The organism is Chitinophaga niabensis (assembly GCF_039545795.1).
Lineage (GTDB): Bacteria > Bacteroidota > Bacteroidia > Chitinophagales > Chitinophagaceae > Chitinophaga > Chitinophaga niabensis_B.
This window is the reverse complement of sequence record NZ_CP154260.1, coordinates 6,105,922-6,125,470: the sequence shown is the minus strand read 5'-3', so window position 1 is coordinate 6,125,470 and position 19,549 is coordinate 6,105,922. Positions and strand designations below refer to the sequence as shown.

The window sequence follows — 19,549 nt, the reverse complement described above, 5'->3', positions numbered from 1 at the left end:
CATGAAGATCACAGAAATTTCCATAAAGAGGCCTACGATAGTAGTGGTGCTGTTCACCATTCTCACCCTGCTGGGGTTCATCAGCTACAAGTCGTTGAACTATGAGCTGCTGCCCAAGTTCTCCTCTCCGATCGTAACCATTGCCACGGTATACCCTGGCGCCTCCCCACAGGAGGTGGAAAGTACGATCACCAAAAAGATTGAAGACGCGGTGGCTTCCATGGAGAAGATCAAGAAACTGACCTCCAAATCCTCCGAAAGTTTATCCGTAGTAACGGTAGAACTGAACAACGATGCGAATGTGGACATTGGTTTGCAGGATGCGCAAAGGAAAGTGAACGCTATCCTGGCAGAACTTCCCGGCGATGCCAAACCACCTTCCCTCAACAAATTCTCCCTGGACGATCTGCCGATCATGACCTTATCGGCCACCGCTAAAATGGACGACCGTTTGTTCTTTGACCTGATCGATAAAAAGATCCAGCCGCAATTATCCCGCCTACCGGGTGTTGCACAGATCACCATCATTGGTGGCCAGGAAAGAGAGATAAAGATCAACATAGATCCTGCAAAACTCGAAGCGTACAAGCTCTCTATTTTGCAGGTACGCCAGGCAGTTACCAATGCCAACCTGGATTTCCCTACCGGTAAGGTAAAAACAGTGGAACAACAGATCCTCGTGCGTTTGGCCGGTAAATATAAAGATGTGGAGCAATTGCGGAACCTGGTACTTACCACTACCGCAACAGGCACACAGGTGAGATTAGGAGACGTAGCCGATGTACAGGATACGCAGAAAGATGCAGAACGTTTGGCCAGAGTAGATGGCATGAGTGCCATTGCCCTGCAGGTGCAGAAGCAAACAGATGCCAATGCCGTAACAGTAAGTGAAGCAGTGCAGAAAGCGATCAAAGGCATCGAAAAGGAATACGCAGCAAGTGAGTTGAAAGTGAAGATCGCAAATGATGCTTCCGTGTTCACACTGGAATCTGCGGATTCCGTGATCCATGACCTGATCATCGCTATCCTGCTGGTGGCAGCTGTGATGATGTTGTTCCTGCACAGTTTGCGGAATGCCATCTTCGTAATGATCTCTATCCCGGCTTCGCTGATCGCCACTTTCATTGGTATGAAGCTGATGGGCTTTTCGCTCAACCTGATGAGCCTTTTAGGACTTTCCCTGGTGGTAGGTATCCTTGTGGATGACGCAATTGTGGTGCTCGAGAATATATATCGTCACATGGAAATGGGCAAGAACAAAGTACGTGCAGCGTTTGATGGTGTGAAGGAGATCGGTTTTACCGTTACTTCCATTACACTGGTAATTGTGGTAGTGTTCTTACCCATCTCCCTGACGAATGAACTGGTAAGTAAGATCGTGCGTGAATTCTGTGTGGTGGTAATGATCTCTACCATGTTGAGTTTGCTGGCTTCCTTTACCATTGTGCCTTTGCTGGCATCCCGTTTTGGTAAGCTGGTACACCTCACCGGTAAAAATCCTTTTGAGAAATTCATCTTATGGTTTGAAAGGCAGCTGGAGAAATTCACCGCCTGGATGACAGGGTTGCTGAAATGGGCCCTGGCGCACAAAACCATCACCATTGTAGCATCCCTGGCTTTGCTGATCGCTTCTTTCCAACTGGTAGGCAAAGGTTATATCGGAGGTGAGTTCATCCCGAATGGTGACCGCGGACAGTTTATTGTGATGTTGGAAATGCCGAAAGATGCATCGCTGGAGCAAACCAATCTGGCTACCCGCAAAGTAGAACAGATCTTAGATAAAAAGAAAGAAGTAACCTCCTTAATCACTACAGTTGGGCAGACCTCTGAAGATGGTTTTGGTGCCTCACAGGCCACTGCCTATAAAGCAGAGGTAACGGTGATGCTGGTTGCGCAGAACCTGCGTGAATCGTCAGACATCCTGGGGGCTAAAGTAAAGAAAGAGTTGAAGGAGCAATTGCTAGGTGTGAAAGTGAAAACAACGCCGGTGAGTATCTTAGGTACTGCACAACGTGCGCCGATAGATCTGATCGTGATGGGTACCAACCTGGATAGTGTGATGGGATTTGCGAAAGTGGCCATGGCGGAATTGAAAACAATCGAAGGTTCCAGTGAAGTGAAATTGTCGGTAGAAGAAGGAAACCCTGAGATCAATGTGCAGGTGGACCGTGATAAAATGTCCGCCCTGGGCCTCTCGCTTGAAACAGTCGGTGGAACCATGCAAACGGCCTTCAGTGGTACAGCGGATGATTCCAAAGTGAAATTCCGCCAGGGTGAATATGAGTACGATATCAATATCCGCTTTGACGACTTCAACCGTAAAAACATACAGGATGTTGCTGCGATAGATTTTGTGAACAACAGAGGAGAGCTGGTGAAACTTTCCCAGTTTGCCACTATCACAGAAGGTTCCGGCCCCAGCCGTTTGGAACGCAGGGATAAGAACACCTCCGTATCTGTACAATCACAGGTAATGGGCCGTCCCTCTGGTACGGTAACACAGGAATTCACTGCTAAACTGGCCAAACTGCAAAAACCTGCCGGTGTATCTTATATCTTCGGCGGTGACGCAGAGAACCAGGGAGATTCTTTCTCTACGATGGGTGTGGCCTTGCTGATCTCCATCATCATGGTATACCTCATCATGGTGGCGCTGTATGATAACTATATTTATCCGCTGGTGGTGATGTTCTCTATTCCGTTATCTATCATCGGAGCATTGCTGGCACTGGCATTAACGAATAACACACTCAACATCTTTACCATCCTGGGTATGATCATGCTCATCGGGTTGGTGGCCAAGAACGCCATCATCCTGGTAGACTTTACCAACCAGATGAAAGAAGAAGGGCAGAGTACATACAACGCATTGATCCATGCCAACCATGCACGTTTACGCCCCATCCTCATGACCACCATTGCGATGGTGATAGGGATGCTGCCGATTGCATTGGCAACAGGTGGTGTGGCTTCTACTAAAAATGGCCTGGCCTGGGTAATTGTGGGAGGATTGATCAGTTCGATGTTCCTGACATTGATTGTGGTGCCGGTGATCTATATGGTGGTAGATAAGATAATGGCGAAGTTCGGCATGAACAGGATCTCTAAGAAACGTTATATCCGTCAAAGGATGGTGGCGCCAACAAGAAAAGAATTACAATTGGAAGAAGTGGAGTCCGCTTCGATGATGAACTAAGGATAAGATTTTTGTTACAAACAGTGTAACAGTTGTAGGTTTAACTAAATAAGGGCCGGGATGTCTTATCCCGGCCAATTATTTTTATTAACCTTTAATGATCTTATCCATGGAGGCCGTGATCCCTTTGATGAGGGAAGAACTGAAGCCCTGGTGTTCCATTTCATTTAAACCTGCAATGGTGCAGCCCTTAGGCGTAGTCACCTTATCAATCTCTTCTTCAGGATGGCGTTTTTCCTTGATCAGTAATTCCGCTGCACCTTTTACGGTTTGCGCAACGATCAGGTTGGCTGTACGGGCATCGAATCCTATTTCAATACCTCCCTGTATGCTGGCCCTGATGAAACGTAAGGCATAAGCAATGCCGCAGGCCCCTAATACAGTGGCTGCATCCATCAGTTTCTCATCGATATTTACGGACACGCCTAACTGGTCAAACATCTCCTTTACGTAGTGGTTTTGTTCTTCTGTAGCATTGCGGCCGCAGATGCAGGTGATGGATTCCTGGATGGCAATGGCCGTATTGGGCATGGCGCGGAAAATAGGCAGGCCGGGAAGTGTGATCTTTTCAAGATCGTCCAGGAACACACCTGTTACCACGCTGATGAGGATCTGTTTTTTAGCATCAAAGGAGGCGCGCAGCTCACTCAGCACTTCTTTTACGTTGTACGGTTTAAGGGCTACCACCACTACATCTGCCTGGCTGATGGCTTTGGCATTATCTGATTCTACCTGTACCCCCTGTTCTTTCAGGTCTTTGAGGGTAGATGTGTTACGCTTGGTAACAGTGATCTCTGCAGCTTTGGAAAAACCACTCTTCAGGAGGCCCTTTGCTATTGCGGAACCGAGGTTGCCGCCGCCAATAATGGCTATCTTTTTACCGGACATAGTCTATCAATTTGGAAGGGTAAGTTAAAACAAAAGGGCCATCCCTGCAAGGAAAGCCCTGAAAGCCAATGGCCGCGCTGGTTGGCGCGGCCATTGAAAATATGTTTTATTCAGATAACGTGGGAATTGGGGTGTTTTGCGTGTTCTGGTAATGGGGGCCTGTTCTGTTTTTGTAATGCTTCTTAAGGCAAAGTAACATGGCTCCAGTTCTCGCCACTCTTAATACGATACAGCTGCATTTCGCTGATATCAAACTGCTCCGCGATCTGCTTCATGGTTTTCTTACCGGGCTTCTCCAGCAGGCGTTTGATACTTTTCACTTTGGTTACATTCAGCTTCAGCCCTTTCTGGCGGTTACGCTGCATTTCTTTGTAAGCTATCTTGGCGGGACTTTTCTGCTGGTGTTTTTCCATCTCTTCTTTAGTGGCCCAGCGGAGGTTGGAAATCTTGTTGTTCTTCTTGTCGAAATCAAGATGGATAACAAATTTTTGTTTGGGGCTTTCTTTCTTTGCAAACAGCCGGGCAACTTCGCGGTGGAGATAGAGGGATTGATAAGTGTCTGCAGGTTTAATGTTGAGTACGGTGTAACCCTCAACGGTAGAGCCATTCAACAACTTTCCATCGTCCATGCTTTCCCGGTAACTGATCACTCTACCCATGTTGGACACTGCGTATCTTTTGCGCAGGGCAGATTTGTTTTTGATCTGCAAGTCTTTCCAGACTTCGTTTTTCAGATTTTTGATCGTGGCCATTGTGATGAGGTTTTTTGTGATTCAACTTGGGATTGATTTAATCTGGGAAACCACACGCTAACTCCATATCAGGATGAATTGGTACGTCCACTGGTTCGTTCATTGGGGGCATTGTCCTCTCAAATATATGATCTTTATACTGTAATGCTACAGCATCCAGTACTTCTTCTATGGTTGACGCTGTATTGCAAGTTACTAATTGTGAGCGGAATTCCTTGATATGGGGTAAGCCTTTTAAGTAATTCGTATAATGCCTGCGCATTTCCAGGATACCCACCACATCTCCCTTCCAGCTGATGGAATGGCGGAGGTGCTGTTTGCATACCTTAACGCGTTCAGCTACAGTCGGTGGTGGCAAATGCGTGCCGGTTTTCAGGAAATGCTTGATCTCATTAAAGATCCAGGGATAGCCGATAGCCGCACGGCCGATCATCACGCCATCTACTCCAAACCTTTCCCTGGCGGCCTTTGCCTGTTCAGGTGTACAGATATCGCCATTCCCGAAAATGGGAATATTGATCCGGGGGTTGTTCTTTACTTTCCCGATCAGGGTCCAGTCCGCATGACCCTTATACATTTGTGTGCGGGTACGGCCATGGATGGTAAGGGCTTTAATCCCAACATCCTGCAGGCGTTCTGCCACTTCCTCAATGTTTTTGGTATCATCGTCCCAACCCAGGCGGGTCTTAACAGTAACGGGCAGGCGGGTAGCCTTTACCACAGCTGCTGTAAGCTTTACCATCTTGGGAATATCTTTCAGGATGCCTGCTCCGGCACCTTTACAGGTCACTTTTTTTACCGGGCAGCCGAAGTTGATGTCCAGCAGGTCAGGATTGGCGGCTTCCACAATCTGGGCTGCCATAGCCATGGGTTCTTCATCGCCGCCAAAGATCTGAATACCTACAGGGCGTTCGTAATCAAAGATGTCTAATTTCTGCCTGCTTTTAATGGCGTCACGGATAAGGCCCTCCGAAGAAATGAACTCCGAATACATCAGATCTGCCCCGTTTATTTTACACACTGCACGAAAAGGGGGATCGCTTACATCTTCCATGGGCGCCAGTAATAACGGGAATTCACCCAATTCAATATCTCCTATTTTCACCATATAATTCGGATTCATATGTTGCCACCTTTTATTTTGTCGCTGAACTGGCAAACACACTGTAAATTTACGCAAAAATACTACAGCGATAATTTATGGGCTACCTAAGGCAATATTCCCCCTTCATGCAATTGGCCACTATTTTCGGCATCTGGATAGGATTTGTATTGATCACACAACTGGGCATGGTCACCTTCTTCCCTGCTATCAGTGGCGGCTACACGATAGGGGATTATAAAGATCCCGCAGCCTGGAACAGCCCGAACTTCATCTTTGCCATGAAGGTCTTTCAGATGCTCTATTCTGTAGTGGGCTTCCTGGTGCCGGGTTTGCTCTTTGCCTACCTTACACATCCTGAACCGGCTACCTACCTGGGTATCAGGCAAAAACCAAAGCTGGTGCAATTGCTGTTGGCATTACTGATCATCTTTTGCTCCCTGCCCCTGGTAGGCGCATTGAGTGAATGGAATACCTCCTGGCCCATTCCGCAAAGCCTGCGGGACCTGGAAGAAAGCCTGGCCGAACAAACAAAACGGTTGCTGGATATGCCGGACATAGGGGCCATGTTCCTGAACCTCTTTATGCTGGCCCTATTACCCGCCATCGCAGAAGAAGTACTGTTCAGAGGAGTAGTGCAAAGGATCCTGACGCAAATGGTTAAGAACGGCTGGGTGGCTGCTATTATCACCGGCATTATCTTCAGTGTGATCCATTTCCAGTTCCTCGGATTTATGCCACGGTTTTTGCTGGGTTTCCTGATGGGCGCCATATACTTTGTAACGGGCAACCTCTGGTTACCCATAGCGGGGCATTTTTTGAACAATGGGCTGCAAGTAGTGTTAGTGTATCTTTACCAGATTAAGCTGATCAGCTATGATGCCACCAAAGATGAACATGTACCCTTGTACTTTGTTTTCATCAGTATAGCGGTTACCGGCATCCTGTTATGGCAACTGCAGCAACGTGCAAAATTGGCTGGCCAGACTTTTGCATTACCGCCAGAGCCGGAAGAAGAAGAAAACGATAATGAGTCAATATTTAATAAAGATTGAAATATGGAAAAAGACTGGGTTAAAGTATTTGGCAGTAATATATCCTTTGAAGCGGAGATCATCAAAGGAATGCTGCTCGAAAATGAGATCGATGCCGTGGTAGTGAACCGCCAGGATTCATCCTTTGTGCAAATGTTACCGGGTATGGATGAAGTGTACGTACATAATTCCAACGAAGCGAAAGCAAAAGAACTGATTGCCGCAAGTCAGGAAGGGAAGATGGAAAACAATCTGTAGATTTACGCCCGATCCAACTTCTAGTAAAGAATGAAGACCTTTATCACGCGTACCATTACTGCTTTGTTTTTTGTAGCAATCATGCTGGGAGGCATGTTGTATAATGATTACACGTTCTTCCTCTTATTTTTCCTGATCAACTTCTTTGCCTTAAAAGAATATTTCAAACTGGTAAGGCTGATCGATCCGGAGTACAATGAAATTTCGCCCTGGCATAAGTATGGTGTACTGGTAGCAGGCTGCGCCATCATGATGGCTTTCTCAGGACCTAACTTCAGTTTCGGGGAATTGTCCCTGGGCGAAATAGGCTGGGTCACCGCCTTTATTTTCATACTGGTACTTCCACTCGGAGAGATACTTATGAGTAAGAACTTCACCCTGAAATTTATCGGGTATTCCCTCCTTGGTCTCTTATATGTAACTGTTCCATTGGGACTGCTGGTAGATATCCGCGTAGGGCATCAGGGCGGCTCTCTCACGGAATCATTGTCATTCAGCATGTATGGGGCACTGATCCCCTTATTGCTGATCTTTTTTATCTGGATCAACGATACCATGGCCTACATTGTAGGTTCCCTCATTGGCCGCACACCTTTTTTCCCTTCCATTTCACCAAAGAAAACCATTGAAGGAACTGTAGGCGGAATGGTACTGGCTATTGCCGCCGCCGGGATCTATGGATATTTCTGGGGGAATGAGCTGCTGTACTGGCCTCACTGGATAGCTTTAGCTACTATCGCCGCTATCTTTGGTTCTGCGGGTGATCTTCTGGAATCCCGCCTGAAAAGAATGGCTGGCGTAAAAGATTCCGGTAAGATAATGCCGGGCCACGGAGGTTTCCTGGATCGCTTCGATTCCTTGCTGGTAGCGGCCCCGTTTGCATGGATCTATGTACTGCTCTTTGTTTTTAAATAGAAGGTATTTTCTTCATACCTTCGTACCGCTGAAAAACCGGCAAAGAAATTAAACGAAAACAAAAACAATGACTATTCACCGCGAGGGAACTGCTACCATTACCCTAACCTTTGTTGTATTGGCACTGCTGAACGGCGCTTTATTTTACTGGTTCCCGGCCAATCCTGTTCTTTGCTGGACGGTATCAGCCATCTCCCTGATCTTATTCCTTTTCATTATTTCCTTTTTCCGCATACCTAACCGGGTATTGAACCAGGATGAACAACTGGTGATCGCTCCGGCAGATGGAAGAGTGGTGGTGATTGAAGAAACGGTTGAAACAGAATACTTTAAAGACAAGAGATTACAGGTTTCCATCTTTATGAGTCCTGCCAATGTGCATGTGAACAGGAACCCTATCAGCGGAGAAGTGAAGCTGAGCCAATACCATGCAGGTAAATACCTGGTGGCCTGGCATCCGAAATCTTCCACAGAAAATGAACGCCATACAGTTGTTATTGGCAATGGCCGTCAGGAAATACTGGTCCGCCAGATTGCCGGAGCACTTGCCCGCAGGATTGTAAATTATCTGAAAGCAGGTATGCAGGTGAAACAGAATGAAGAGATGGGATTCATCAAATTCGGTTCCCGGGTAGATATTTACTTACCTGTAGGCACAAAAGTAGATGTGGCTTTAGAGCAGAACGTAAAAGGTGGCCAGACGGTGATTGCACGGTTGGGTTAATTTTACTATCTTCCATATACATTAAAAAGACCTGAGCCATGAAGAAATTATTTTTTGCACTCGCAGCCATCACCTTATTAGCCGGACCCATGCTTGCACAGGAAAAAGTAACTGCTAAGAAGAAAGAAGCTACCTGTGAGAAAAAAGAAGATTGCTGCAAACAGGAACAAACCGCAAAAGGCAAATCCTGCTGTATGCCCAGCAAAGCTGCTGCCATGAAAACCGCCAGCGCAGCCAAGAAAGCAAAGCCTGCTGCGAAAGGGTGATCTAAAAGAAAAAGCCGCTTTTGTGCAAACATGCAGTAGCTGCTAAAAATATAAACACCCCCACGTACATTGTGCGTGGGGGTGTTCTTTTTATTCTTAATAATAAAGTAAAAACCACGGCCCTCTGCTGCGTATTTTGTTTTAAAAAGAAAAGCCTCCGCCTCTACTACACGGCAAGGTCTTTTATTCTTAACAAAGAAAAATCCTTTGCTACTCAGTAAGGTTTTTATTCTTAATAAAGTGAAAAACTACTCCCTTTGCTACGCGGCAAGGTCTTTTATTCTTAACAAAAGAAAACCCCTCCACTACTCAGTAAGTCTTTTATTCTTAACAAAAGCCCCCCCTTTGCTACCCAATAAGGTTCTTACTCTTAACAAAGAAAAAACCTCCGCCCTCTGCTGCGCGGCAGAGTCTCTACAAGATCGCCTTCAACTCACTCAAACACTTGATCGTATAAGTAGGCTTCACCCCCTCTACAATTTGATTCGGCGCAAAATACACCTGGTCCATCCCTACCTGCTGTGCTCCCAGTATATCCACATCCAATGTATCTCCGATCATAATACTATCGGAAGCAGTAGTGGATGCAAGGTTCACCGCAAAATCATAGATCTCACGATGCGGTTTCAAACTACCACAGGTTTCTGATGTAATGATGTGCGTGAAGTAATGTTGTATCCCAGAATGCTGCATCTTGAGGAGTTGCGTTTCCTCAAAACCATTCGTGATCATATGAATGGGGTACTTCTTCTGCTGCAGGTAATCCAACACCTCTACCGCATGCGGAAATAGCGCAGTTTTAGTAGGCAGTATTTCAATGAACCGCTTACCCATAGCGGTACTCAGCTTATCATCCCCTATCTTGAAATCAAGGAAGGTTAAAGAGAAACGTTTGGTACGCAGATCCTGGCGCGTGATGAGCCCTTTCCGGAAACGGTCCCATAATTTATCATTGATCACGGAGTAAGAAGCGTAAAATGTTTCAAAAGAAGGAATGCCTCTTTTTTCCAACGCATGTTCCGTATAAAGTTCCTGTAGCGTTTCTATGCAATTGGCTTCGAAATCCCACAAAGTGTGGTCCAGATCGAAGAAAATATGTTTATATCTCATAAAAAATCGGGTCGTTGGCAATGTTCTCCGCTACAAATTTACTATTTCCCGCGCACACCTGTTTGGGGGAATGCCGCATTAGCTTATTTTAGAGGTATGTATGCAATAATAACCGGGGCCAGTAAAGGAATTGGCAGGGCAGTGGCCATAAAGCTGGCCGCAGAAGGATTTGATATCGCCATTTGTGCACGCAATACTTCCGCATTGGAAGAAGCAACAGCAGCCGTTACCGCACAACGGCAACATGTAAAAGTACTGGCAGAAAAGGTAGATATGAGTGATAAGGCGCAGGTACTGGCTTTCGGGCAAAAAGTACGTACGTTCTTTGGAGCCGCCCCAGCCATACTCGTGAACAACGCAGGTATTTTTGTACCTGGTGCCGTACATGAGGAAGAAGACGGGCACCTGGAAAAAATGATGGCCGTAAACCTCTACAGCGCCTACCATCTTACCCGCGATCTCCTGCCTGGTATGAAAGCGGCAAAAAAAGGGCATATCTTCAATCTTTGCTCTACAGCCAGCCATAAAGCATACCCCAATGGCGGATCCTATAGCATTACCAAGTTCGCGCTCCTGGGTTTCTCCCAGAACCTCCGGGAAGAGCTGAAGCCCCATAATGTAAAGGTCACCTCTATCAGTCCAGGCCCCACTTTAACAGCTTCCTGGCAAGGATTTGACGGTCCTGCAGGGCGTTTGATGGAACCAGAAGATGTGGCAGCCATGATATGGGCCGCGTATAACCTTAGCCAGCAGGCAGTTGTAGAAGATATACTCATGCGCCCTATGTTGGGTGATATTGAGTGAAATCCTTACTAGTGGCTAATCTTACAAGATTTTTAACTAACTTTTAACGCGTGATCGCAATAGGCCCCGTAAGCATTGGTTAAATTTGTTTCCAGGATGAACTTCAATATCAGTTTGAAAAAGTATCTACTAACGCTGCTTGTGATTTGTGCAGCAACACTTACAACTGTCGCGCAGACATTTCGTTTTACCACAGCTGTGAACACGAATACCATCGCAATGGATGAGATGGTGCATATTCAGTTCATGCTGGAAAATCCTGTTAACCTCAGCCAGTTCTCGCCACCACAATTCACCGGCTTTAATGTTGTACAGGGGCCTCAGCAAATGCAGGGGAGTTCCTATGTGAATGGAAAGGGCACAGACTATATCGCATTCAGTTACATCTTGCAGCCAACAAAAGCAGGTTCTTTCACCATTCCCGGAGCCACCGCAAGGGTAGATGGCAAACTGGTGAAAAGTAACCCCGTGAATATTGAAGTGGTGAAAGGAGGGCAGGGCGCGCAATTACCGCAGCAGCAACAACAGCCTTATCAACGGAGAGCATTCCCTGATAACGGATATGAAAATCAGCCCGGCATTTTAAAGAAAGGAGAAGATGTAAAAGAGAAACTGCGCAGGAACCTTTTTGTGCGGGTTGACGTAGACAAAACCACTGTATACGAAGGAGAGCAATTAACAGCTACTTATAAACTCTATACCCGCCTCCCGACAAATTCAAGCGTTACCAAAGTGCCTGCATTCAAAGGGTTTTCAGCAAGGGATATTGAACTGCCCAATCCTCCGCAGGCAACAGAAGAGATCGTGAACGGAGAACGGTATAAAGTATTCACCATCCGAAAAACATTATTATTCCCCTTACAATCCGGCCAGCTGGAACTGGATCCCGCAGAAGTGGATAACCAGGTGCATTTGGTAACCATGGCCAGCGCAAGAAAGAAAAGGTCCGGTGATGATCCTTTCAGGGATGCATTCGGCGCAAGCCCATTTGATGATCCGTTCTTTGATGATCCCTTCGGCAATCCACAATACGAAGTAGTACCCTATAAAATCCAAAGCCCGGTAGTGAAGATCAATGTGAAACCATTACCCACTGCAGGGCGCCCGGCCAGTTTCAATGGAGCCGTAGGGCGTTTCACCATGACGGCCGTTGCGGATAAAAAAGACCTTAGCACAGATGATGCCCTCACACTGAAAGTGACGATTGCAGGGCAGGGAAATGTGAACCTCCTGAATCCGCCGCCTTTAAACATTCCGACTGCATTCGAGAAATATGATCCCACACTGTCCGACAATATCGATAAGAACAGTAACCCGCTCAGCGGTTCCCGGATCTTCCAGTATGTATTAATGCCGCAGGAAAAAGGAGAGCATACTTTACCACCGGTAGAGTTCTCGTATTTTGATCCTGCCGCCAATGCCTATAAAGTATTACAGTCTTCCGCCTTCCCTTTACATGTGATTGCAGGTAAACTGGCGAAGAAAGAAAAAGAAGACTTCGGCGGCAAAACGGAACTGGGTAATATCCGTACTTCCGGTCAGCGCTGGAGTAAACACAGCCCCTTCTTCTTTGGTAAACCCCTTTTCTGGATCCTGTTATTATTACCTTTACTGGGTGTAGCAGGAATGGCCTGGTACCGCAAACGTGAAAACTTTAAGCAGAGCAATGTGGCCATGTTGAAACATAAACATGCCAACAAAGTAGCGTTGAAACGGTTGGAACTGGCGGCACGTTATCTGAAAGAGGGAAAAGACAAAGCGTTCTATGAAGAAACTTCCCGTGCTACCTGGGGATACCTCAGCCACAAGTTAAAGATCCCCATGGCAGAGCTGAGCAAACAGGTGGTGCAGGATAAACTGGGCGACCGGCTGAAAGAAACAACCAAATTACAATTGATAGAACTGATAGACAGATGCGAAACAGCACTCTATGCGCCTGTGAGCAGTAATGAACATCGCCAGGATGCTTACCAGCAGGCTGTGCAGGTGATCAGTTCTGTTGAAGAAGAACTAAAAGGAAGGGCCGGAAAATAATAGACTATGATGCGTTCATTCGTAAATCCCCTGTTATACATCTTATTGTTCTTAGGTACTGCGCTGTATGCGCAGGACCCTGTTCTGTTCACGGAAGCCAACAAGCTGTATGAACAGAAGAAATATGCAGAAGCCGCGGATAAATACCAGCAGCTGATAGACTCCGGTTACCAGGTGGCAGACCTTTACTACAATGCAGGGAATGCTTATTATAAAAGCAGCCAGACCGGCATGGCCGTATATAGTTTTGAAAAAGCCCTCAGCCTTAAACCGGGAGATGAACAGATAGAACAGAACCTGGCACTGGCTAATCAGCAGGTAGGGAATAACCTGGAATCATTACCACTGCTCTTCTTTGAAAAATGGTGGCTGCAGTTACAGGTGATACATACTGCTGCAGGATGGGCTACCGGTAGTATTGTGTTTTGCTGGATCCTGGCCGCACTGGCCATCGTTTATTTTTTCGTGCCCAATATGAAACGCCCTGTTTTTCGTTGGGGGATGCTCGTTGCAGGTATCCTGTTCATTGGATATTTCAGTATGGCTATCTGGATGCAGAATAAAGCCTACAACAGCGGAAGCGCCATTGTAATGAAGAATGGCAAAGTGAAATCCGCACCGGATGAAGGCAGCAAAGACCTCTTCGAAATAAAGGAAGGGATTAAAATAAAGGTACTGGACAGCACAAAAGATTTTTCCAAGGTACGGTTGTCTGATGGTAAAACCGGTTGGATAGCCGTGAAAGATATCCGCAACCTATAACCTTTCTATCCGCATTAAAAAATCCTGTTTGCGGTTCCGTGAAACGGGGATATTCTTTCCATCCGTCATAATGATCTCGCCGCCATCTCCCTTAATGTACTTGTGCATATAGGAGAGATTGATGAGATAACTGTTATGCACCCTGAAGAAGCCTTTCTCTCTCAAAGCTTCTTCCACTTCTTTCAGGGATCTGCAAATGAGTGTAGGCGTACCCTGCTGTGCCATGAACACTTTCGTATAACCACCGGCGGATTCGCAATAGGTGATATCTTTTACCGGTATCATGCGCAAACCATCTTCCGTAGGCAGGGCCAGCCTTTCGTTCGGCTGTACATGCTGATGCAGGAATTGCAGGAGGGCATCTACCTTGGTAGCGGAATTAGCGGTTTGTGTGAGTGCTTTTTGCACACTTTGCACCAGCTCATCTTTATCGATAGGCTTTAATAAAAAATCCAGGGCGCTATGCCGGATGGCTTTGATGGCATATTGATCGTAAGCAGTGGTGAATATCACTGAAAAGCTGCGGCGGACGCAGGATTCAAGTAATTCGAACCCATTCATGCCGGGCATTTCCACATCCAGGAAAACAAGCTGAGGTTGCAATCTTTCGATCACTTTCAAAGCTTCTTCCGGATCCCCGCAAAGGGCGTCTATCGTTACTTCCGGACAATGGCGTTCTATTAGCATTTGCAGCACATCGCGGCAATGTTTCTCATCATCTATAATAACGGCGTGCATATAGGTAAAATGCTTTTGGTTGATCCTCTGTTCACTATTCGCACATCGAATTTACTTAAAAATCTGCTCTTCTTCGGGAAGAGAGGTGGTAGTGACATTGGGGAAGTGAAAAAGGGTGTAAGTACCCGTCTTATTATGATGGGGGTCAAACAGGTGACCGGTACTGATAGCCGCATGTGTATGATAGCGGGCATTCATCCAGTGGAGCCTTTCAGCTGCCACACGGGTACCTGCAGTTCTTTGCTGGTGGTGGTGAAACATGCTTTGCCTTGCCACACCATTATCTTCTACACGGATGAACACTTCATCTTCATTCTGCCCAATTTCTATCCTGATCATGCCTTTATGTTCCGGTGTTTTTTGTAAAAGCCGGTACCAGATGGCATTTTGAATATAAGGTTGAACAATGAAAGGAGGTACCAGCATCTGCAGATCCAATGAAGGGGCAGTGTGTATTTCATACTCAAACTGTCCTTCAAACCGCAGTTGTTCCAGTTGCAGATAGAGTTCAAGTGTTTCCAGTTCTTCTTCCAATGGTATCCATTCCTTGCTGCTGTTCTCCAGCGTAAAACGCATCAGGCGGGAAAAGCGGGTAAGGTAAGTAGAGGCCTGTTCCGTACTGGCGGAGAGGATATAACTATGAATAGCATTCAGACTGTTGAAGATGAAATGGGGGTCCATCTGGGATTGGAATGCATGCAATTCCAGGGACGCGCGGCTTCTTTGTGCTGCGATCCTTGCCTGCATATTTCTGCGAAGTTTCTTCTCCCGCCACCAGAATAATGCTCCGAGTATTCCGATGACCACAAAAAAAATGATCCAGTAGACCGTTTTTCCCGTTAAGGGTTGAACAATGCATGATGTATACAATATGATGGATCCGTTAAGGGGGTTATACATACTTTAAAATTCCTAAGCCTGCCAAATATAGCCCTGTTTCCCACCCTGAAAAAGGGGGATTGAGTAGCTGGCAGCAGCAGCCTTACGGATGGCAGCGGAGGGGGGATAGTTGGTGATCAGCCATCTGTGAACTTATACCCTACTCCGCGAACGGAATGAAAGTACTGGGAATTGCGGCTGTCCTGCTCAAAATACTTGCGGAAATTGAGGATAAAGTTGTCTATGGTACGGGTTGTAGGGTAAACATTATAACCCCAAACCACCTGGAGGATCTTTTCGCGGGTTACTACCTCGCCTTTGTTTTCTATGAGCAGTTTCAGCAGCATGGTCTCTTTTTTGGAGAGCTCATGGTGTTTGCCGTCTTTACCTACACATTCTTGTGCAGCAAAGTCTATCATATTATTGCCAAAGCGGTAGATATTGGGTACGTTATCCTTTTCCTGGATCTTTTTGTTCTTTACGATCAGCTTCTCTACGCGGAGGAGCAGTTCTTCCAGGTTGAAGGGCTTGGTCATGTAGTCGTCCCCGCCTTTTTTCAGCCCCAGCACTCTGTCTGCACTGCTATTTTTGGCGCTGAGGAACAGGATGGGCACTTCATTATTCTGAATGCGGATGTTTTCGCACACAGCGATGCCGTCCATCTCGGGCAGCATGATATCGAGAATGATCAGGTCAAAGTATTCGTTCTTAACGGCTTTCAATGCACTGGTCCCATTGTCCACAGCCGTTACCTCATATCCTTCCAGCTCCAGGTTCAGCTTAAGTGCTTCCTGGAGATTTTCTTCATCTTCTACCAGCAATATTGATGCTTTCGTCGCTTCCTTCATATTGATGCATTGGTGAATGGTGAACGGTAATTGCCTATAAAATTACGCACAACTGGTTAATTTTATACAGATTGTAAGGAATAATCATTCCAGGTGATCTCAAAGCAGGTGCCTTTTGGGGTATGATCCCTTACGGTAATAGTGCCTCCATGCTGTTCCACGATCTTTTTGGTCAGGTATAGTCCAAGACCTGAACCTTTGGATTTACGGGTGTTTTCGTTACCAATGCGGTAGAATTTCAGGAAGATCTTATTCCTTTCTGCCGGTGGTATACCCTCTCCTTCATCCGATACCGTAAGTTTTAACGTTTCTTCTTCAATAAAGAGCCGGACGTTGATCTCAGAACCCTTGGGAGCATATTTAACGGCATTCTCCACAAGATTGTTCAGCATCAGCTGCATCATGAACTTATCCGCGTTCAGCCATATATAAGGTGCAATATCGGCTTTTATGGGATGGCTGGCAATACGGCCTTGTAATTCTTCCATACTGCTTTTCAGCAGGCTGGAAAAATCCAGCTGTTCCAGGAAAGGCTGGTACTTCTGATGTTCAAACTGGGAGGCCAGCAGGATGTTATTACATAGCTGGTCCAGCCGGTTGGTTTCCCGGATAGTAGTATCCAGCAACTTTAACCGTTTCTCTTCATCCAGTTTATGCTTCCTTAATGTTTCGAGGTTAAGTTTAGCGACAGCGATGGGGCTTTTCAGTTCATGCGTCACTGCCATCATAAAGTTCTGCTGTTGCTGGGAGAGTTTCATTTGTTTCCATACAGCACGGTAAACGAGTGCAGCGCCTGCAAGGATCAGTACCAGGAAAATGATGCCTTCCCCAACATATTTGAACGTACGCATCTGCTGTTCTTTATGCAGCCTTTGCATTTCAGACATGAATTGCGCAGGCTGTGTAAGTTCCTGTACCCGGTGCGTCAGTTCCAGCTGCTCATACTTTGCAATCTGTTTGCTTTGCTGATGCAGCAGGACTCCCCACCATAACAGCTGAAGCACTGTATATGCCAGCACAAAAACATAAATGCCGGTGATCACCTTCCTGCTTTGCAGGCCGGAGGAGGATTTCTTCATGCTCAATTATTTCCGCGGAGCAGCTTTTTCTATGCGGAGCCCCACACTCAGCATTTCCGGCAATGGGTTCTGACGCATGTTCTGCTCAAAAGTAAAACGATAAGTTCCGGGTTTTGGAAGGATAGCATTTTGCTGAATGGGAATGCGGTGTTCATAGATATCATCCACACCGCTTCCCAGCCATTTACCATACGTATCGGCCAATGGAAGTTCTATCCGGCGGATAGCGGAAGTACTGTCTCCAGGTAACTGTGTTCCCACCAGCAGCCAGAGGTTGCTATAAGGATAAGCATCCGTATGCCTTACATTGATGTACATGTTGTAATAGAATGCGGTATCCTCCGGCGCAAGTTCCAGTTCAAAGGACTGTTTATTATCTATCGTCCATTGAGAACGGGGAATGTCCCGGTTCTTTTCAAAGGTTTCCATCCTGGGTGGTTTGCAGGCAACAGCCAGCATACATAACAGGAGGCAATTGAATCGCAGTTTCATCTTCAGGGGATCTTTTTATAGGAATTACAGCACATTCAGTACCTGTTCCTTTGCTTTTTCCAGTTCATCCTTCATCATCACTACCCATTGCTGCATAGCGGAATCGTTGGCTTTGGAACCTGTTGTATTGATCTCACGGCCTATCTCCTGTAACACAAATCCCAGCTTTTTACCTTTAGCGGCATCTGCTTCTGCAAGGATGTCTTTAAAGTAGCGGCAGTGATTGGCAAGGCGCGTCAGTTCTTCTGTAATATCGAGTTTTTCTAAGTAAAAGATCAGTTCCTGCTCCAGGCGGTTGCCATCCACATTATCCTTCCCTACATATTCCGCCAGCAGAGATTCCAGCCTGGTACGCACGCGGTCTTTCCTTAAAGGATCCAGTTCACGTACCTTATCCGTATACAGGATGATGTTATCTATGCGGAGGAGTAGGTCCTTTTCCAGCATATTGCCTTCATCGATACGGTGAGCATCCATTTCAGCAATAGCGGAACGGATGATGGCTTCTACTTCCAGCCATTCTGATTTGGCCAGTTGTTCAGAGGCAGGGGTTACTACTTCCGGGAGTTTCATCAGCACATTGAGCATGTCTTCCTGGGGAAGGTTCAGTTCAGTGGCCATAGTAGAAAGTGCCTGGTGATAGTACCTGGCCAGCTCCGTATTGATCACCACGGGGCGGGTGGCACCATTCTGTTTGATATTGATGGTAGCATCAAGCGTACCGCGTTGCAGTTCCTGCTGTAAGAGGTTGCGGATATCGAACTCGTAGGGTTTTAACAACGGAGACATCTTAAGGTTCACCTCAAACTGTTTCCCATTCAGCGATTTGATCTCTGCTACAATGGTGGTTTCTCCCCTTGTTATCTCCGCTCGGCCGAAGCCGGTCATGGATTTGAGCATATTATCTGTTTATTGTGGCAAACCTAGTTAAATTAAGCCATATTTCTGATTGATGCACAATCATTTGGTCTATTTGAAAAGCGCATTGTATAAAGCAGGCCGGGAAAGCTCCACAAGATCACCGGGCTGCATGCCATCTATGCTCAGTTGTTCTATCCGGTAACGGATAAGCCTCAACGTTGGAAACCCAACAGCAGCGGTCATTTTACGTACCTGCCGGTTCTTTCCTTCCCTTAATATCAAACGGATCCAGGGGGCCGGAATATGTTTGCGGAAACGGATGGGAGGATGTCTGTCCGGCACAAAAGGGTCTTCCGTAAAGATGGCTGCATCACAACCCCGGGTACGGTAAGCTTTGCCATCTATGTTGATGGAAACGCCTTCCCTGAGCTGTTGAATGGCGGCATTGGTCACTGCACCGTCCACCTGTACCCAATATTCCCTTTCATGGGCAAATTGGGGGTCTAAAATGCGGTGGTTGAGAGATTTATCGTTGGTGAGGATCAGGAGGCCCTCGCTGTCATAGTCCAGCCGGCCTACCGGGTAAACGTCCCGGGGGACCTTGAAAAAATCAGACAATACAGCCTTATCACCTTCTTTCCCGAAGCGGGTCAATACCTCATAAGGCTTGTACACGATAAAATAGTGAAGGCTCACAATACTTGTATTGGTTAAGGGCCTGTAAATTAGTAATTTTGGCCCATCATTGGCGGTTTTATGAGAATGACATGTTAAGCGATCAAACAAAATGCCGGTTCTGCAACAAAT

The 19,549-nt window shown here is 46.5% G+C and carries 20 protein-coding genes; 9 read left to right on the top strand and 11 right to left on the bottom strand.

The genetic code is table 11. The features are described 5' to 3' along the window. Nucleotide 1 precedes the first annotated feature (1 nt). The gene (locus tag AAHN97_RS24515) at nt 2–3,196 is read left to right on the top strand and encodes an efflux RND transporter permease subunit (protein ID WP_343304730.1); all 3,195 of its coding nucleotides are present in this window, start codon (nt 2–4) and stop codon (nt 3,194–3,196) included. Nucleotides 3,197–3,283: 87 nt separating this feature from the next. Here the strand turns inward: AAHN97_RS24515 and proC are convergent, their stop codons facing one another. The 3 genes from proC to dusB all read right to left on the bottom strand — a co-directional run bounded on the left by proC (nt 3,284) and on the right by dusB (nt 5,944). Then, a complete protein-coding gene (gene proC, locus AAHN97_RS24510; protein WP_343304729.1) occupies nt 3,284–4,084 on the bottom strand; it encodes a pyrroline-5-carboxylate reductase in 801 nt (266 codons plus the stop codon). A 182-nt stretch (nt 4,085–4,266) separates the two neighbouring features. Next, nucleotides 4,267–4,836, bottom strand: coding sequence for an HNH endonuclease signature motif containing protein (locus AAHN97_RS24505; protein WP_074241682.1), 570 nt, complete (start codon nt 4,834–4,836; stop codon nt 4,267–4,269). A 37-nt stretch (nt 4,837–4,873) separates the two neighbouring features. Beyond that, nucleotides 4,874–5,944: a tRNA dihydrouridine synthase DusB gene (gene dusB / locus AAHN97_RS24500; protein WP_343308284.1), complete on the bottom strand. Its 1,071-nt coding sequence runs from the start codon at nt 5,942–5,944 to the stop codon at nt 4,874–4,876. Between the two features lie 122 nt (nt 5,945–6,066). Between dusB and AAHN97_RS24495 the strand changes: the two genes are divergently transcribed. From AAHN97_RS24495 to AAHN97_RS24475, 5 genes are all read left to right on the top strand, one after another. After that, nucleotides 6,067–6,993: a CPBP family intramembrane glutamic endopeptidase gene (locus AAHN97_RS24495; RefSeq protein ID WP_343304728.1), complete on the top strand. Its 927-nt coding sequence runs from the start codon at nt 6,067–6,069 to the stop codon at nt 6,991–6,993. A 3-nt stretch (nt 6,994–6,996) separates the two neighbouring features. Continuing rightward, the gene (locus AAHN97_RS24490) at nt 6,997–7,230 is read left to right on the top strand and encodes a putative signal transducing protein (RefSeq protein ID WP_074241684.1); all 234 of its coding nucleotides are present in this window, start codon (nt 6,997–6,999) and stop codon (nt 7,228–7,230) included. A 30-nt stretch (nt 7,231–7,260) separates the two neighbouring features. Then, nucleotides 7,261–8,145 carry a phosphatidate cytidylyltransferase gene (locus tag AAHN97_RS24485; protein ID WP_343304727.1) on the top strand — a complete coding sequence of 295 codons (885 nt, stop codon included), beginning with the start codon at nt 7,261–7,263 and terminating at the stop codon, nt 8,143–8,145. Nucleotides 8,146–8,212: 67 nt separating this feature from the next. Next, nucleotides 8,213–8,869 carry a phosphatidylserine decarboxylase family protein gene (locus AAHN97_RS24480; protein WP_343304726.1) on the top strand — a complete coding sequence of 219 codons (657 nt, stop codon included), beginning with the start codon at nt 8,213–8,215 and terminating at the stop codon, nt 8,867–8,869. Between the two features lie 38 nt (nt 8,870–8,907). Then, nucleotides 8,908–9,135, top strand: coding sequence for a hypothetical protein (locus AAHN97_RS24475; protein ID WP_343304725.1), 228 nt, complete (start codon nt 8,908–8,910; stop codon nt 9,133–9,135). Nucleotides 9,136–9,549: 414 nt separating this feature from the next. Here AAHN97_RS24475 and AAHN97_RS24470 read toward each other — a convergent pair whose 3' ends face one another. Continuing rightward, nucleotides 9,550–10,245 carry a YjjG family noncanonical pyrimidine nucleotidase gene (locus tag AAHN97_RS24470; RefSeq protein ID WP_343304724.1) on the bottom strand — a complete coding sequence of 232 codons (696 nt, stop codon included), beginning with the start codon at nt 10,243–10,245 and terminating at the stop codon, nt 9,550–9,552. A 96-nt stretch (nt 10,246–10,341) separates the two neighbouring features. On the opposite strand from AAHN97_RS24470, the gene AAHN97_RS24465 reads away from it, so the two are divergent. From AAHN97_RS24465 to AAHN97_RS24455, 3 genes are all read left to right on the top strand, one after another. Continuing rightward, a complete protein-coding gene (locus AAHN97_RS24465; RefSeq protein ID WP_343304723.1) occupies nt 10,342–11,049 on the top strand; it encodes an SDR family oxidoreductase in 708 nt (235 codons plus the stop codon). A 96-nt stretch (nt 11,050–11,145) separates the two neighbouring features. After that, on the top strand, nt 11,146–13,083 hold the full coding sequence (locus AAHN97_RS24460) for a BatD family protein (protein WP_343304722.1): 1,938 nt from the start codon (nt 11,146–11,148) through the stop codon (nt 13,081–13,083). Nucleotides 13,084–13,089: 6 nt separating this feature from the next. Beyond that, entirely contained in the window at nt 13,090–13,845 is a 756-nt protein-coding gene (locus AAHN97_RS24455; RefSeq protein ID WP_343304721.1) for a tetratricopeptide repeat protein, read from the top strand. Here the strand turns inward: AAHN97_RS24455 and AAHN97_RS24450 are convergent. The 7 genes from AAHN97_RS24450 to AAHN97_RS24420 form a co-directional block, all read right to left on the bottom strand. Continuing rightward, nucleotides 13,840–14,583: a LytR/AlgR family response regulator transcription factor gene (locus AAHN97_RS24450; protein ID WP_343304720.1), complete on the bottom strand. Its 744-nt coding sequence runs from the start codon at nt 14,581–14,583 to the stop codon at nt 13,840–13,842. The two genes, AAHN97_RS24455 and AAHN97_RS24450, sit on opposite strands and share 6 nt — an antisense overlap. Before the next feature lie 51 nt (nt 14,584–14,634). Then, nucleotides 14,635–15,330 carry a sensor histidine kinase gene (locus AAHN97_RS24445; protein WP_343304719.1) on the bottom strand — a complete coding sequence of 232 codons (696 nt, stop codon included), beginning with the start codon at nt 15,328–15,330 and terminating at the stop codon, nt 14,635–14,637. Between the two features lie 269 nt (nt 15,331–15,599). Next, complete coding sequence (locus AAHN97_RS24440) at nt 15,600–16,310, bottom strand: response regulator transcription factor (RefSeq protein ID WP_074241694.1); 711 nt, start codon at nt 16,308–16,310, stop codon at nt 15,600–15,602. Between the two features lie 62 nt (nt 16,311–16,372). Continuing rightward, entirely contained in the window at nt 16,373–17,389 is a 1,017-nt protein-coding gene (locus tag AAHN97_RS24435) for a sensor histidine kinase (RefSeq protein ID WP_343304718.1), read from the bottom strand. Nucleotides 17,390–17,395: 6 nt separating this feature from the next. Continuing rightward, the gene (locus tag AAHN97_RS24430) at nt 17,396–17,881 is read right to left on the bottom strand and encodes a gliding motility lipoprotein GldH (RefSeq protein ID WP_343304717.1); all 486 of its coding nucleotides are present in this window, start codon (nt 17,879–17,881) and stop codon (nt 17,396–17,398) included. Between the two features lie 24 nt (nt 17,882–17,905). Then, nucleotides 17,906–18,781 (bottom strand): YicC/YloC family endoribonuclease, encoded by an 876-nt coding sequence (locus AAHN97_RS24425; RefSeq protein WP_084185748.1) that lies wholly within the window; start codon nt 18,779–18,781, stop codon nt 17,906–17,908. Nucleotides 18,782–18,850: 69 nt separating this feature from the next. Further along, nucleotides 18,851–19,438 (bottom strand): pseudouridine synthase, encoded by a 588-nt coding sequence (locus tag AAHN97_RS24420; RefSeq protein ID WP_343304716.1) that lies wholly within the window; start codon nt 19,436–19,438, stop codon nt 18,851–18,853. Nucleotides 19,439–19,549 lie beyond the last annotated feature (111 nt).

Coding starts and splice junctions, on each gene's coding strand:
- AAHN97_RS24515 (WP_343304730.1), top strand. CDS start 2: ATGAAGATCACAGAAATTTCCATAAAGAGGCCTACGATAGTAGTGGTG.
- proC (WP_343304729.1), bottom strand. CDS start 4,084: ATGTCCGGTAAAAAGATAGCCATTATTGGCGGCGGCAACCTCGGTTCC.
- AAHN97_RS24505 (WP_074241682.1), bottom strand. CDS start 4,836: ATGGCCACGATCAAAAATCTGAAAAACGAAGTCTGGAAAGACTTGCAG.
- dusB (WP_343308284.1), bottom strand. CDS start 5,944: ATGGTGAAAATAGGAGATATTGAATTGGGTGAATTCCCGTTATTACTG.
- AAHN97_RS24495 (WP_343304728.1), top strand. CDS start 6,067: ATGCAATTGGCCACTATTTTCGGCATCTGGATAGGATTTGTATTGATC.
- AAHN97_RS24490 (WP_074241684.1), top strand. CDS start 6,997: ATGGAAAAAGACTGGGTTAAAGTATTTGGCAGTAATATATCCTTTGAA.
- AAHN97_RS24485 (WP_343304727.1), top strand. CDS start 7,261: ATGAAGACCTTTATCACGCGTACCATTACTGCTTTGTTTTTTGTAGCA.
- AAHN97_RS24480 (WP_343304726.1), top strand. CDS start 8,213: ATGACTATTCACCGCGAGGGAACTGCTACCATTACCCTAACCTTTGTT.
- AAHN97_RS24475 (WP_343304725.1), top strand. CDS start 8,908: ATGAAGAAATTATTTTTTGCACTCGCAGCCATCACCTTATTAGCCGGA.
- AAHN97_RS24470 (WP_343304724.1), bottom strand. CDS start 10,245: ATGAGATATAAACATATTTTCTTCGATCTGGACCACACTTTGTGGGAT.
- AAHN97_RS24465 (WP_343304723.1), top strand. CDS start 10,342: ATGTATGCAATAATAACCGGGGCCAGTAAAGGAATTGGCAGGGCAGTG.
- AAHN97_RS24460 (WP_343304722.1), top strand. CDS start 11,146: ATGAACTTCAATATCAGTTTGAAAAAGTATCTACTAACGCTGCTTGTG.
- AAHN97_RS24455 (WP_343304721.1), top strand. CDS start 13,090: ATGATGCGTTCATTCGTAAATCCCCTGTTATACATCTTATTGTTCTTA.
- AAHN97_RS24450 (WP_343304720.1), bottom strand. CDS start 14,583: ATGCACGCCGTTATTATAGATGATGAGAAACATTGCCGCGATGTGCTG.
- AAHN97_RS24445 (WP_343304719.1), bottom strand. CDS start 15,330: ATGCAGGCAAGGATCGCAGCACAAAGAAGCCGCGCGTCCCTGGAATTG.
- AAHN97_RS24440 (WP_074241694.1), bottom strand. CDS start 16,310: ATGAAGGAAGCGACGAAAGCATCAATATTGCTGGTAGAAGATGAAGAA.
- AAHN97_RS24435 (WP_343304718.1), bottom strand. CDS start 17,389: ATGAAGAAATCCTCCTCCGGCCTGCAAAGCAGGAAGGTGATCACCGGC.
- AAHN97_RS24430 (WP_343304717.1), bottom strand. CDS start 17,881: ATGAAACTGCGATTCAATTGCCTCCTGTTATGTATGCTGGCTGTTGCC.
- AAHN97_RS24425 (WP_084185748.1), bottom strand. CDS start 18,781: ATGCTCAAATCCATGACCGGCTTCGGCCGAGCGGAGATAACAAGGGGA.